Here is a 13,291-nt window from a genome sequence, read left to right on the forward strand (position 1 = left end):
CTAAAAAACTGCTCGTCAACTGTCGATGAATAGGATATGATGAGATCATATGCAGCAAGCATCGAAGGGGGCGAAAGACATGGAATTGAGCAATTGTCCGCGCTGCGGAAGACTGTTTGCGAAGGCGTTCAGAGACCTCTGTCCGGCTTGCTTGAAGGAGATCGAACAGGAATATGAACGCTGCGTTGCTTATTTGCGTGAGAAGCGTCAAGCCGCGATGCAGGAGCTGAGCGAAGAGACGGAAGTAAGCGTGCGGCAGATTACCCAGTTCATTAAGGAAGGCCGCATCTCGGTATATCAAGCACCGAATTTGACGTATGAATGCGAATTATGCGGCAACCCGATTCGGGAAGGTCACATGTGCGAAGTATGCAGAACGAGGTTAATCCGAGATATGAATGAAGCGCGACAAGAGACGAGTGCAACTGTGGAGAAGCCTTCATCCAGTAATCGGGCTTATAAAGTCATTGACACGAAGCGGGAAAGATAGTATAACTTCTTTCAAATAATACTTAATATATCTTGACAATAAGCCGATAATCTTAGTAATGGTTATCGGCTTTTTGATTTTTAATGAGGTGAATCGAGATGAAAATTAATGAGACGCAGCGTCTTGGAGCGATACATACTTATCAGAAGCAGCAGGCAATGAACCGTGCCTCGCAGAAGCCTTCCCGCAAGGATGAGTTGATCATCTCCACGGAAGCGAAGGAAATGCTGGATGCCCAAAATCGCGTACAGGATACAGGGCGCAGCGAGCGACTTGCGGAGTTGAAGCACGCAGTAGCTACTGGCACGTACCATGTAGAATCGGATAAGATTGCGGAAAAACTACTTCCCCTGTTTAAAAAAGACGTCGAATGAGCGGAGGACCAAACGTGAGTGCATCAGCATTAATAGATGTATTGAGTCGAATGGAAACGGTCTATCAGCAGCTTGAAAGCATTGGAGAAGCGAAGACGCAGGTCATTATTCAAAATGATATTAAAGAGCTGGTTCGTCTGTCGAATCAAGAGTCAAAATGGTTGAAAGGCCTTTCCGCTCTGGAAGAAGAAAGGGAAGAAGCTGTATACGCTTTTTTACAAAGTAAAGGAATTAAATCCAAATTGAAGCTCACCTTGACCGAGATTATGAAGCTCGTATTTGATGCTCAAGAACGTACTCAGATGATGGCGGTGCAAGAGAGGATTGCCGCTACACTTCAGCGTTTGAAGCAAGTGAATGATCATAACCAAACGTTAATTGAACAATCATTGCATTTTGTAGAGTATCAATTGAATCTTTTTATAGATTATTCAGAACAGGACATGCTGTATCATCGTCCTGAACAACCAGCCTCGAGCTACAGCAGACCTGGCATGTTGGATACACGTGCTTAGATAGATACAGAAAGGAACGAAGTGAATATGAGATCAACCTTTCACGGGCTAGAAACGAGTAAGCGCTCCTTGTTTGTTCAATCGACGATGATGCAGACATTGGGGCACAATATTGCGAACGCATCAACGGACGGATATACGCGCCAGCGCGTCAACGCTACCGCAACCCGCCCGTTATCGATGCCTGGCATGTTCAATAGCGTGGCGCCGGGACAGCTCGGGACCGGCGTTCAGTATGACAGCATTACCCGCATCAGAGACAGCTTCCTCGACGTCCAATTCCGCAGAGAGAATCAAACGTTAGGCTCCTGGAGCATTGTCGATGATACCATTCGCTCCATTGAAGGCTTTTTCAATGAACCTACCGAAAATGGAATGCGCAGCGTCATGGATAAGTTCTGGAACTCCTGGGAAGTTCTTAACCGGGACCCTTCCTTGCTCAGCGCGCGTGTAGAAGTAGTTGGCGCGGCCACGAACATGACGAACATGATGAAGCATATCGACGAATCGTTGACAAAGCTGGAGAATGACATCAATTCCAGTATTAACATCAAGGTCAATGAAGCGAATGACATCATCAACAACATAGCCAACCTGACTGACATGATCAAGCGTGTGGAAGGCACGGGGGATAATGCCAACGACTTCCGGGATCAGCGCGATCTTCTCATTGATAAGCTTTCAACGATAGTTGACGTTCAAGTGACAGAAGGCGAGCATGGCGACATGACGATTTTGGCAGGTGGCGTCACAGTGGTTGAGAACGCAGAAGCGACACCGATTACCGCCGATATTGCAGCTACCGCCGGTCAACTGCAAGGTTATGCCTTATCGTTGGGGGAAGTAGGGAAAGTTCGCGATCAGATGAATGCGATGGTGCAGACGATGGTTACAGGCAACGTGCAGGTGGAATTGGCTGCGGGATATGTTGCCTCATCTAACCTGGTTACGAAGAGCACCGTCGAGCTGGAGAATGGCATGACGATTCCGCCAGGAGGAACCATTCCGGCAGGGGCGCGCTTGAAGAGTGCCGCTCAAGTTGAAGTGAACGGATTTAACGGCCTGCACTCATTGGGATATTCGCTATCAGATCCCGCCAAATCGGGAATTCCGTTCTTTACGTCCACTGATGGTGGCAACTTCTCCATCTCCAATATTCAAGTGAATCCGGAAATAACGAATGATGTAAGCAAAATAGCGGCTTCGGGCCGATACGATACGGTAAACGGACAAAACGTAACGGTCAAAGGGAACAGTGTTATTGCCCACGCTCTTGCTTCTTTGCGTGATAAAACGTTCAATTATCCAAGTGACATGACGTCGTTATCCACGGGCTCGGTTGACGACTACTATCGCGCTATGATGGGTGACATGGGGACCCGTGCAGCCAATGCAGAACGTAATGTGAAAGTCCAAAACGATATGGTGGATTCAGTCATCTTCCGCCGACAATCAGTAAGTGGTGTATCCTTGGACGAGGAAATGGCGGATATGATCCGATTCCAACATGCATATAATGCTGCTGCCCGCAACATGACGACCGTGGACGAAATGTTGGACAAAGTGATTAACCAAATGGGCGTAGTCGGCCGTTAAGAATAGACAATTGTTATGAATAAGAAAAAGCAAGGAGGAGTTATAAAATGCGTGTAACGAGTTCCATGCAGAACACACAGCTGCTGCACAATTTAAGGTATATGAACAGCAACATGACCGACTTGAATAACAAGCTGTCTTCCGGTCAAAGAATTCACAGACCTGGTGACGATCCGGTTGGAATTGGTTACCAAATGCGTTATGACAGCGAATTGAATCGAAATGATGAGTTCACCATGAACGCTCAGATGGGGACAGGAATGCTGAAAACAATGGACTCATTGATGCAGCAGGCGAGCGATGTCCTCAAGCGGGCGCGGACATTGACGCAGCAAGCATCGACCGGAACCACTCCTGACGATGCGCGCAAGTCGATTCTCGCTGAAATCAAGCAGCTTAAAGAGCAATTGGTGATGATCGGGAACAGTGCTTATAACGGGCGATATTTGTTTAACGGCCAGAAAACGGATACGCCTCCTTACACGAACGATGGATCGGCTACGGAACAAACCGATCAAGGGATATATAAATTGAATGTCAGTCCTGCGGTTACCGTGCCAGTGAGCATCACGGGAGAGTTTATTTTCGGCAGTGCGATCGATACGACGAAGCCGATCGATAAAAGCAATGACAACGTGTTCCAGACGATGGATGACATCGTTAAATCGTTGGAAAATAACGACACTCAAGGATTGCTTTCCAGTTTGGACCGAATTGATGCCTCAGCCGACCGCATCAATACACAATGGTCAGAGATTGGCGCGCGTATGAATCGCTTTGAACTGATGGAAAATCGTTTGGCAGATGACAAAGTGAGTTTGAAAGAACAGCGCAAAGGTGTGGCGGACACGGATATGCCGGCTGGCATTATTGAATTGAAAACGCAGGAAAATGTATTGCAAGCGGCATTGTCGACTGGTGCCCGCATTATGCAGACCTCGCTCATCGACTTTATCCGATAGCGGGTTCTGTGGAAGGATGATGAAGATTGCGGATATCGGATACTATTCGTCAAATCCAGTCTTATGCATTTCGTTATGAACCGGCAGAGTTACATATACAGAACCGTAGTGCCGAAATCGACATGAATTGGGATTCGGTGTGGAACGAGCTGGGGCTGCAGCGGCCATCGGTGGTTGCCCAGGATATAAGTGATTCTGCACGCCAAGCGGCTATGAGTGCAACCGCACAGTATGCCCAAGAAGGCGATAGCCTTGGCAACATTGCGAAGCAGAAGGTTACCTTCGGTCAGATTGCTTTTCAACGGTACATGCAGAAGGGACAGAAAGAAGTTGGCATTTATGCTTTACCTTCCCAAGGAGTATCTATAGATGTGCGGATATATCCACCAGAAATTGAAGTGCAAACGAAAGGTGTTGTCCGAGATTGAAATCGACGAATGAACATGTGACATCAACGGTGATTAATAGCCCAAGTTATGGGGAGCTTCTTCCTCAACCTCATCAAATTTATGAGTTTGTCAAAGGAATGGTCGGCTTTCAGTCGATAGTTTCTTATGCGCTGATGCCTTATGAAGATTCGGTGTTTTATATTTTACACGCATTAGATGAGGAAAGAAGCTTCATATTAATGCCGGCCGAGCATGTTCAGGACTACAGCTTTACAATTGACAAGGTTACAGTCGAGGCTCTGGAAATCGGGCAACCCGAAGATATCGTGACGATGCTTGTTGTCAACATGATTGATGGTTCGATTAGCGTAAACTTGCGGGCCCCAGTGCTCATTTCGCCAAAAACACAGAAAGCGTGCCAATATATTCTTACAGACTCAAACCTTCCCGTTCGTTATTTTATCCAAGGAAGGGGAGATTAGCATGCTCGTTCTGAAACGTAAGATCGGTGAAACTGTAATGATCGGCGATGAAATTGAGGTTCGTGTTCTCGGTGTGGAAGGAGAATATGTAAAGCTGGGATTTTCCGCTCCAAAAAATGTTCAGATTATGCGAAAAGAACTGCATGAGAGCATTGCTGAGGAGAATGCTACAGCTGGGCAAACACTCCTGTCTGATAAAGAGATGGAGAAAATGTTAAAGCAGTTTAAAAAGAAGGACTAAGAGGATTGAACAAACGAAAAGTAAATATGTACATGTTACGAGGTGGATTAGGATGGGAAATGTTCATCGTACAGACACCAACGGATTAGACTTGCAAGTACATCGTGCGACGATACAATCGGTAAGGAATGTGCTCATAAAAGAGTTGCCAGAAGAAAAAGTTGCCTTACAAAAAGGGACTGAAAAGTTTGATTACGAGCATTTGCGGCCTGAGGAGAAACAGGATTTACAGAAAAAAGTGGAAGAACTAAATGAATCAATCGCAAATTCGGGGAAAGAAATTCATTTTAAATATCATGATGATGCGAAAGAGTTATATGTCGAGGTTGTTGATAAGGCGACAAAAGAAGTCATAGCAAGCCTGCCTCCAGAGTTTCTAATCGAATTGTCTGTAAAGATGAAAGAGCTCATAGGCATGTTTTTGGATGAAAAAATCTAATGGAAGGTGGTAGTAACGATGGGATTTAGTATTGGTGGTCTCGCTTCTAATCTGGATACGGGCATGATGATTGAAAAATTAATGATGTTGGAGAAAATCCCGTATAACAATCTGGAGCAGAAGAAAAGCGATTTCTCTGGTTTTCAGTCATATTTTCGGAATTTGAATACCAAGCTGTCTACGCTGCGTGATAAAGCTTCCGATCTAACGTTTAACGCCAGCTTTAAGCTGACATCGACCAAAAGCTCGGATGAGCAAGCCGTGAAAGCGGTCGGTTCCGATAATGCCGTAACCGGCAACTATCAGGTTACGGTAGATAAGTTGGCGAAGTCGCATGTTATTAAAGCAAATGAATTCAGTGAAAAGGGCGATTCCAGCGCACTCGAAAACGAGACGATTTCCCTTACTCAGCCAGATGGGAGTAAGGTTGACGTTACGCTGAAAGGGAAGACGTATGGGGAAATGCTGGAGAACCTTAAAAACGATATCAATAAAAACAGCAAAACAGTCTCCGCATCCTTGGTAGAGACATCTCCGGGAAACAAAACCTTGGTCCTCACTTCGGTGAAAACGGGCGTTGAAAATAAGTTCCATACAGGCGGAGGATCCTCCGGAATCGGTATCACTGGCAGTGGCAACATCTTGAACGACCTAGGCCTAGTGTCCGGCGGCAATTTCCAAGAGGTTCAGGCGGCGCAAGATGCAGAATTGAAAGTCAATGGCTTGACCGTTAAAAGTTCCTCTAACGAGGTTAAAGGCGTCATTGACGGTGTCACATTACAGCTGCAAAAAGAGTCTTCTTCAGCAATGATAACGGTGGGTCAAGATTCCGAAAAGGTCATTGAGAAGGTTAAAGGATTCGTGGATGCATTTAATGAAGTCCGTAAGCTCATTCGGGAAGGCATGGCGAAGCCAGAAGAAAAACCAAAAGATGACAAGACGACTTATCGGAAAACAACGCTGCAAGGGGACTCAACATTGCGGCAGTTGGATATGGAATTGGGCAGTTGGATGTCAAGTAATATTGCAGGCTTGGGCACGTTGTCAGAACTTGGAATTGAAATTGACAAGGATAAAAAAGGGGCCGACATGACGGGGCAAATCGTCTTTGACGAGAAAAAATTCAAAGAAGCCTTGGAACGGGATCCCGATAAAGTAATATCCATGTTTAATATGGATGAGACAGATGCGGCAGGAAACAAGAAGCAAGGGATCGCAACCATTCTTAACGAAGAGCTTCCTACTTGGACAAGCAAAGCTAACGGGATTTTGCAATCTCGCGTGAATGGCTACGATTCTGAAATCTCTTTTATAACGGAATCAATGAGCAAAATGGAAGATCGCCTGACGTTGAAAGAGCAGCAATTAAAGAGACAATTTACAGCGATGGAAGTGGCTCTGAGCAAATTAAAAAACGAACAATCTTGGATGACCAGCCAAATCAACAGTTTATCTAAAAGCAGCAGCTAGCGGGCTAAGGGGATGAATAGATGTACACGAATATGACCGCCGGTTATCAAGCATACCAAAAAAATAAATATGAAACGGCTTCCCCTCATAAATTAATCTTGATGCTGTATTACGGGGCGCTAAAGTACACGAATCAGGCGGAAGCTGCGCTTTCGGAGGGCAATCCTTTGTTGGCTCACCAGCATATTCTGAAAGTGCAGGATATCATCTACGAGTTGATTGCTTGCTTGAACGAACGTGAGGGCGGAGAAGTTGCGCAAAACCTAAAAAATTTGTACTTATATGTTATCGAGCAATTAGTGCAGGCCAATATTCAGAAATCAGCACAGCCGCTAGCCGAAGCCAAAACAGTCATTCAATCCATCAAAGACGCCTGGGAAACGATTGGCAAAGAAGTCACGGCAGGTCAAAATTATGCTTAATTCGCGCAGCAGACTTTTAATCTATGATGAGATGATTGACTTGTGCCAGCGGTATTTGCTTGAGATGAAAGATAGTGCGGAGTGGCAGGAGGCAGCGTATCAGCTTTTCGAGAAGAACTGGGATGATTTAAAAAGTCGCTTGCCGTCTGAAGAGACAGGAGCGCTCAGCGGGGACGAGAGGGAACAGGAAGCTGCCCGTTGTCACACGCTGCGGGTTCTTTATCAGTCCATTATCGATCGCATGGAAAGACAATTCAGCCAACTGACCTCCCAAGTTCAAGGCGTCCGCCAAAGCAAGACGATCATGAATGCTTATCAAGGTATGGGAAGAACGGATCAGGTTGCTTATTATTTTGATGAAAAAAAATAAATATTTTTATGTTCCAGCTATAAAAAATGTATGAGCATTATTCGATATATATAATAGGCCGCAAGGATGTGGCCCAATAATAATATCATGGAGGATGATTAAGAATGTCGATGTTTATTAACACGAACGTAGGCGCAATCAATGCTCACCGTAACTTGGGCATGAACAACACAGCAATGAGTAAGACAATGGAAAAATTGTCTTCCGGTTTCCGCATCAACCGTGCGGCAGACGATGCAGCAGGTCTTGCTATCTCTGAAAAAATGCGTTTCCAAATCGGCGGTATGAACCAAGCAATGCGCAACGCGCAAGATGGTATCTCCCTGATTCAAACGGCTGAGGGTGCTTTGACAGAAGTACACTCCATGCTGCAACGTTTGAACACGTTGGCTAACCAATCCGCTACGGGTACTTATGATGATAAAGACCGTGCGAATACGCAAAAAGAAGTAAATTCATTGATTAAAGAAATCAACAACATCGCCACTTCGACAAACTTCAACGGCACGAAATTGCTGAGCGCAGCCGGCAGCATTAAATTCCAAATCGGTGTGGATAAAGCTAACGTTCTTACTGCGAAATTGGCTGCGATGGGAGCAGGCGCTTTGGGAATTAGCGGTTTGTCGATTTCGTCTCAAGCTGCAGCAGCTACCGCTCTTGCTAAAATTTCCAGCGCTCTTAACAAAGTATCTGCTCAACGCGCAGATTTTGGTGCAGTACAAAACCGCCTGGAACATACGATCAATAACTTGGGTGTTACAGCTGAAAACTTGTCCGCTTCCGAGTCCCGTATCCGCAACGCTGATATGGCTAAAGAAATGACAGATTTCACGCGCAACCAAATCTTGGTTCAAGCAGGTACGGCTATGTTGGCACAAGCGAACTCCGCGCCGCAAAGCGTACTGAAATTGTTGGGCTAATTCTTTTTTGCTTAAAAACCTCGTTTATTTTAAACGAGGTTTTTTTCTATTTAAAAAGAGCTAAGGAACTAATAGGGTACCTATTTAATTATTAAGGGGAATGACCGATATAAAGCATAGTAGTTATAAACACAAGGGTGTGATTTTTTTGAAAATTTGTATTGATGGCGCTTGGGAAGAAAGAGAGTTTCATTCCGCAGAAGAAGTCAATGATTTTTGGATGTCAAGAACGATGCCTATCTTACAGGCCGACCGTCTAATTTATTATGTTGAAATCGGTGAAGAAAGATATTATAACGGTTATGAATCAATCATATTGGAGAATTATAAAAATATTAATGAAATAAAGATAGTTACACAAACGAAAGCCGAGTGTTTTACAATTACACTTGATGATTTGAAAGCTTATTTACCACGAGTTATTCATGAAATCCCGGCAATTGTTGAGAGATTGTACGCCGAAGAAGTCGATGATATGAAAACATTGATAACACCCCTTATTGATTCCTTACATTGGACTGTTAGCGCTTTGGAGTTCGCTTATGCAATAAGTGACGGAATGAATGAGGTGAGCATGGAGAGAGATTCACTTGAGCACTTGTATAAAAACATAGAAGCATTTGTGGAGAAATTCCATGAACAACTAAGTTGGAGCAATTACGTTGGCGTATCGGACCTTCTCCAATACGAGCTTGTTCCTATTCTGGAAGCTTGGATTAATGACGTTGTTTAAGGAGTGAGCGATATTGGATTATCTATTGTCAAATACAAAAGTCTTAAGCAAACACTTTCCTCAAGTAGCTGCATTACTTGAAGCGAATACGGTAGATGGTGGCATATATCGTAATATTACAGCTCGCGACGGCAGTCCAAATGTTGAAATTCATAAAAATGAAAGGGTTGTCGCTTTACATAGTTTATACCATCCGAACAGGGAAGCTGAAGGTTGGCTTAAGTCTATTGAAAATAGAATAGAAGAATCTGGCCATGTACTGATTGTTGGATTTGGACTAGGATATCATTTGCAGCATCTGCTGAAAAAATATCCAACGAAGAAATATTACATTTATGAGCCGGATATCCAACTGCTGCATTTAGCGTTAAAGCTTCGTGATTTGACAGATATATTAAACCATCCCAGCGTCATAACATTGGCAGTTGGAGAAGAGGATTATGTATTGACGCTACTTCTTGAAGCCATTTCAAGTTTAGTGACAGATAAGTTCGAAGAAGTGACTATTCCCATCTATAAGCAATTATACGGTGAAACTATTAGCAAGCTTCATACCATATCGAAACAAATCTTATTACAATATCGTGCTAACTATATAACGCAATATTATTTTGAAAAAGCATGGTTTCAAAATATTATCTACAATATCGATAAAGTGTTAACATCTAAATCAATAGTGTCACTTGAAAAAGCTTGCAGTGATATACCTGCCATCATTGTTGGATCGGGTCCCTCGTTAAAAGATGATATTGGATACTTAAGGGAGATTAGCTCTAAGGTTCTAATCATAGCGGCAGGATCAAGTGTGCAAGCTCTACTGCATCATAATATTGAACCTCACCTTGTCATTTCAATGGATGGAGGAGAACCCAACTTAAAGGTATTTCAAAATGTAGATACAACCCAGATCCCGTTGTTATTCGCAACGACGATTCATCATGGAATAGTTGAGCAAAACCATGAATGGAGATTATCTACAAGACTAAACCTTGATGAAATAACTCCATATCTATTCTCAAACAGCGAAGGAGAGCCTTCTTTTATTTCAACCGGATCAGTCACAGGAACTTGCATTCAATTCGCAGCTTTCATAGGCTGTAAGAAGATTTATTTGGCGGGTCAAGACCTGTCTTATCCTAATGATGAGTATTATTCGGAAGGCGTTAAACATATTACAGAGGAAGCAAAGAAGAATACGATTGAAGCCGCCCATGAATGGATAGAAAATGTTCATGGCGGGAAGAACCGTACGACAGATAAAATGCTGGTAACTTTAAGAGATTTAGAGCTGTTGATGTCAATATATACAGATATCGAGTTTATTAATACATCGAGCAAGGGTGCGGCTATTAAGCACACTGTTTTCCGACCAATGAAAGAATGCAAAGAGGATTTAATGATTTTACCTGCTCGAGAGAAAGATTGGTTTAAACAACTTATTGAAGGGATTCCTGCTTATAGTGAACAAACTATCAGCAAAGTTGGAGCAAAATTGCAAAGTGAACTGCAGACGCTCAAGATGTTAAATAAAAAGACAAGCAGTATCATTAAAGTCATCTCTGAGCTTGAACATTTAAATCCCAATCAAAAAGAAAAGTGCAGTAAATTATTAATGAAAGTAAATAAACAATGGGGCCAAGTGACTAACAGCGGTAGCTTCAAGTCATATATCTCATTTGCTTTGGAAACACCTTTATCGCAATATATGCGTTATGTGCCCGACATTGTTAATGAGACAAATGAATATAAAAAATCAAAATTAATTGTTCAGCATTTAGGATCATTTACACAAAACATTTCGAAATTTATTCCGTTTGCAGAAAAATGTATGGAAGAAGCGATTAGACGTGTAGACAAGATTGCGAATGGAGCAGAGAAATCGTATGCATAATTTTTTTAACGGCAAAAAAATCTTGATTATCGGCGGAACGGGAACTATAGGCACAGGTCTTTTAAATCATCTGTTGTCCTGCAATCCGGCTGTAATTCGTATTTTTAGCAGAGATGAATATAAACAATTCAACTTACAACAGAAATATAGCGAATATAGCAATATTCGTTATCTTATCGGAGATGTAAGGGATTATCAACGTGTCGTTCGAGCCATGGAAGACATCGACTATGTATTCCATGTTGCAGCAATGAAGCATGTTCCTGCATGCGAATATAACCCCTTTGAAGCGGTGCAGACTAACATTATTGGAACGCAAAATGTGATTCAGGCATCTTTGGAATGCGGAGTTTCAAAGGTTATTTTCACAAGTACAGACAAAGCAATTGCACCTACCAATACTTATGGTGCATCTAAACTGATGGCAGAACGACTGATTTCAGCTGCACAATATCAAGCAGGGACAAAAAAAACTACATTTGCTGCAGTACGGTTTGGAAATGTAATGGGATCTCGTGGCTCTGTTATACCTCTATTTAAAAAACAGATTTTTGACAACCAAAAAATTACGCTTACCTGCAAAGACATGAGTCGCTTCATGATGACAATTAAGCAGGCAACAGAATTGACTATGAAAGCGATGTTGTTATCGAATGGTGGAGAGATCTTTGTTCTCAAAATGCCGGTTATCCGTCTGTATGATCTTGCCGATTATATAATTAAGCATGAGGCAGCTAAAATTAACGTATCTACTGATTGCATAAAAATAGAAGAAATAGGCTTACGCCCTGGAGAAAAGATGTATGAGGAACTAATGACTGTCGAGGAAGCAAAGCACGCTTTGGAAACGGAAGATATGTTCATCATACCTAACGCTTTTATGAAACCTCATCAATATGAAGGAGCGAGACGAGCCAAAGTTCGAAGTTACAGTTCTCATGACGTTACACCAGTTAATTATGAACAACTTGAGAATTTATTGCTCCAAGCTGGATTGATTGATAGCCTGTTGGAACTAACTTAAAAGGAAGGGGAATATTCATGAACATCTTAGTAACAGGTGGGGCAGGCTTTATAGGCCGGTGGGTTACCAAAAAGCTCCTTGAGGACGGGCACCATGTTTGGGTGTTGGATGACTTATCGAATGGGAGAGAGAGCAACTTAGATGAGTTTCAAAATAATGAATGTTTTATGAGTTTTACAAAAGGCTCAATAATGGATGAGCAGCTATTGGGAGAGATGTTTAAACAACATCGTTTTGATATTTGTTACCATTTGGGGGCATCTATCAACGTCCAAGATTCCATTGATGATCCAAGAACGACCTTTTATAACGATACAGTAGGAACATTTTATGTGCTAGAGCAATGCAGAAAATATAAAACAAAAGTGCTGTTCATGAGCACGTGCATGGTATATGATGCTTGCACGGACGAAAGTGGAATAACGGAACAGCATCCTATAAAACCAGCTTCTCCATACGCAGGCTCCAAGATCTCGGCAGAGAATATGGTTCTATCCTATTACTATGCATATGGGCTACCTGTCGTTGTGATAAGACCGTTTAATACATATGGCCCATTCCAAAAGACAGGTGGTGAAGGCGGTGTTGTAGCAATCTTTATTAAAAACAAACTCGGTGGTAAGGACCTAAATATATATGGCACAGGTACACAAACTAGAGACTTATTGTATGTTGAAGATTGCGCACGCTTTGTAACAGAAGCAGGATATAGTGAACGGGTTAATGGACATATCATTAATGCAGGGCTCGGCCGTGATATTTCGATTAATGACTTAGCCTTGCTTGTTGTTGGTGATGCTTCGCGAATTAATCATGTAACTCATATCCATCCGCAAAGTGAAATACAAAAACTACTTTGTAACAACGAGAAAGCTAATGCTTTACTACAATGGGAGCCTCTTGTCTCTCTGGAAGATGGTATACGTCGTACGGAAGAATGGATCCAAGTGAACATGCTTGGAGTGTAGAACTA

Annotated in this window: 17 protein-coding genes; all 17 read left to right on the forward strand. The window is 42.8% G+C overall.

What is annotated here, in order from left to right; translation table 11 throughout:
* Nucleotides 1-79 precede the first annotated feature (79 nt).
* The 17 genes from A372_RS0130330 (at nt 80) to A372_RS0130410 (ending at nt 13,286) form a co-directional block, all read left to right on the forward strand.
* The gene (locus A372_RS0130330; protein ID WP_026011387.1) at nt 80-490 is read left to right on the forward strand and encodes a TIGR03826 family flagellar region protein; all 411 of its coding nucleotides are present in this window, start codon (nt 80-82) and stop codon (nt 488-490) included.
* Nucleotides 491-588: 98 nt separating this feature from the next.
* The gene (flgM, locus tag A372_RS0130335; RefSeq protein ID WP_019424708.1) at nt 589-864 is read left to right on the forward strand and encodes a flagellar biosynthesis anti-sigma factor FlgM; all 276 of its coding nucleotides are present in this window, start codon (nt 589-591) and stop codon (nt 862-864) included.
* Nucleotides 865-878: 14 nt separating this feature from the next.
* Nucleotides 879-1,379, forward strand: a complete 501-nt coding sequence (locus A372_RS0130340; protein ID WP_019424709.1) for a flagellar protein FlgN — start codon at nt 879-881, stop codon at nt 1,377-1,379.
* A 27-nt stretch (nt 1,380-1,406) separates the two neighbouring features.
* The gene (gene flgK, locus A372_RS0130345; RefSeq protein ID WP_019424710.1) at nt 1,407-2,975 is read left to right on the forward strand and encodes a flagellar hook-associated protein FlgK; all 1,569 of its coding nucleotides are present in this window, start codon (nt 1,407-1,409) and stop codon (nt 2,973-2,975) included.
* Nucleotides 2,976-3,022: 47 nt separating this feature from the next.
* Complete coding sequence (gene flgL, locus A372_RS0130350; protein WP_019424711.1) at nt 3,023-3,937, forward strand: flagellar hook-associated protein FlgL; 915 nt, start codon at nt 3,023-3,025, stop codon at nt 3,935-3,937.
* A gap of 26 nt (nt 3,938-3,963) precedes the next feature.
* On the forward strand, nt 3,964-4,365 hold the full coding sequence (locus A372_RS0130355) for a DUF6470 family protein (RefSeq protein ID WP_019424712.1): 402 nt from the start codon (nt 3,964-3,966) through the stop codon (nt 4,363-4,365).
* The gene (gene fliW, locus A372_RS0130360) at nt 4,362-4,808 is read left to right on the forward strand and encodes a flagellar assembly protein FliW (RefSeq protein ID WP_019424713.1); all 447 of its coding nucleotides are present in this window, start codon (nt 4,362-4,364) and stop codon (nt 4,806-4,808) included. The genes A372_RS0130355 and fliW overlap by 4 nt, the downstream gene beginning before the upstream one ends.
* Nucleotide 4,809: 1 nt before the next feature.
* Entirely contained in the window at nt 4,810-5,049 is a 240-nt protein-coding gene (csrA, locus tag A372_RS0130365) for a carbon storage regulator CsrA (RefSeq protein WP_019424714.1), read from the forward strand.
* 52 nt (nt 5,050-5,101) lie between these two features.
* A complete protein-coding gene (locus A372_RS0130370) occupies nt 5,102-5,488 on the forward strand; it encodes a flagellar protein FlaG (protein WP_019424715.1) in 387 nt (128 codons plus the stop codon).
* 18 nt (nt 5,489-5,506) lie between these two features.
* On the forward strand, nt 5,507-6,958 hold the full coding sequence (fliD, locus tag A372_RS0130375) for a flagellar filament capping protein FliD (RefSeq protein WP_019424716.1): 1,452 nt from the start codon (nt 5,507-5,509) through the stop codon (nt 6,956-6,958).
* A gap of 20 nt (nt 6,959-6,978) precedes the next feature.
* Nucleotides 6,979-7,380, forward strand: a complete 402-nt coding sequence (gene fliS, locus A372_RS0130380; RefSeq protein ID WP_019424717.1) for a flagellar export chaperone FliS — start codon at nt 6,979-6,981, stop codon at nt 7,378-7,380.
* Complete coding sequence (locus A372_RS0130385; protein ID WP_019424718.1) at nt 7,373-7,750, forward strand: hypothetical protein; 378 nt, start codon at nt 7,373-7,375, stop codon at nt 7,748-7,750. Before fliS ends, A372_RS0130385 begins: the two co-directional genes overlap by 8 nt.
* Nucleotides 7,751-7,854: 104 nt before the next feature.
* Nucleotides 7,855-8,670 (forward strand): flagellin N-terminal helical domain-containing protein, encoded by an 816-nt coding sequence (locus tag A372_RS0130390; RefSeq protein WP_019424719.1) that lies wholly within the window; start codon nt 7,855-7,857, stop codon nt 8,668-8,670.
* 139 nt (nt 8,671-8,809) lie between these two features.
* Entirely contained in the window at nt 8,810-9,403 is a 594-nt protein-coding gene (locus tag A372_RS0130395; protein ID WP_237728707.1) for a hypothetical protein, read from the forward strand.
* A 13-nt stretch (nt 9,404-9,416) separates the two neighbouring features.
* On the forward strand, nt 9,417-11,294 hold the full coding sequence (locus A372_RS0130400) for a motility associated factor glycosyltransferase family protein (RefSeq protein WP_019424721.1): 1,878 nt from the start codon (nt 9,417-9,419) through the stop codon (nt 11,292-11,294).
* Nucleotides 11,287-12,318, forward strand: a complete 1,032-nt coding sequence (locus A372_RS0130405) for an SDR family NAD(P)-dependent oxidoreductase (protein WP_019424722.1) — start codon at nt 11,287-11,289, stop codon at nt 12,316-12,318. Before A372_RS0130400 ends, A372_RS0130405 begins: the two co-directional genes overlap by 8 nt.
* 17 nt (nt 12,319-12,335) lie before the next feature.
* Complete coding sequence (locus tag A372_RS0130410; protein WP_019424723.1) at nt 12,336-13,286, forward strand: dTDP-glucose 4,6-dehydratase; 951 nt, start codon at nt 12,336-12,338, stop codon at nt 13,284-13,286.
* The last annotated feature ends 5 nt before the right edge of the window (nt 13,287-13,291 follow it).

The organism is Paenibacillus sp. OSY-SE, assembly GCF_000283315.1.
In the GTDB taxonomy this organism is placed as follows: domain Bacteria; phylum Bacillota; class Bacilli; order Paenibacillales; family Paenibacillaceae; genus Paenibacillus_B; species Paenibacillus_B profundus.

Bases quoted from the DNA above. Each gene is read 5' to 3' on its own strand.
- A372_RS0130330 (WP_026011387.1), top strand. From the start codon at position 80: ATGGAATTGAGCAATTGTCCGCGCTGCGGAAGACTGTTTGCGAAGGCG.
- flgM (WP_019424708.1), top strand. From the start codon at position 589: ATGAAAATTAATGAGACGCAGCGTCTTGGAGCGATACATACTTATCAG.
- flgK (WP_019424710.1), top strand. From the start codon at position 1,407: ATGAGATCAACCTTTCACGGGCTAGAAACGAGTAAGCGCTCCTTGTTT.
- flgL (WP_019424711.1), top strand. From the start codon at position 3,023: ATGCGTGTAACGAGTTCCATGCAGAACACACAGCTGCTGCACAATTTA.
- csrA (WP_019424714.1), top strand. From the start codon at position 4,810: ATGCTCGTTCTGAAACGTAAGATCGGTGAAACTGTAATGATCGGCGAT.
- A372_RS0130370 (WP_019424715.1), top strand. From the start codon at position 5,102: ATGGGAAATGTTCATCGTACAGACACCAACGGATTAGACTTGCAAGTA.
- fliD (WP_019424716.1), top strand. From the start codon at position 5,507: ATGGGATTTAGTATTGGTGGTCTCGCTTCTAATCTGGATACGGGCATG.
- fliS (WP_019424717.1), top strand. From the start codon at position 6,979: ATGTACACGAATATGACCGCCGGTTATCAAGCATACCAAAAAAATAAA.
- A372_RS0130385 (WP_019424718.1), top strand. From the start codon at position 7,373: ATGCTTAATTCGCGCAGCAGACTTTTAATCTATGATGAGATGATTGAC.
- A372_RS0130390 (WP_019424719.1), top strand. From the start codon at position 7,855: ATGTCGATGTTTATTAACACGAACGTAGGCGCAATCAATGCTCACCGT.
- A372_RS0130405 (WP_019424722.1), top strand. From the start codon at position 11,287: ATGCATAATTTTTTTAACGGCAAAAAAATCTTGATTATCGGCGGAACG.
- A372_RS0130410 (WP_019424723.1), top strand. From the start codon at position 12,336: ATGAACATCTTAGTAACAGGTGGGGCAGGCTTTATAGGCCGGTGGGTT.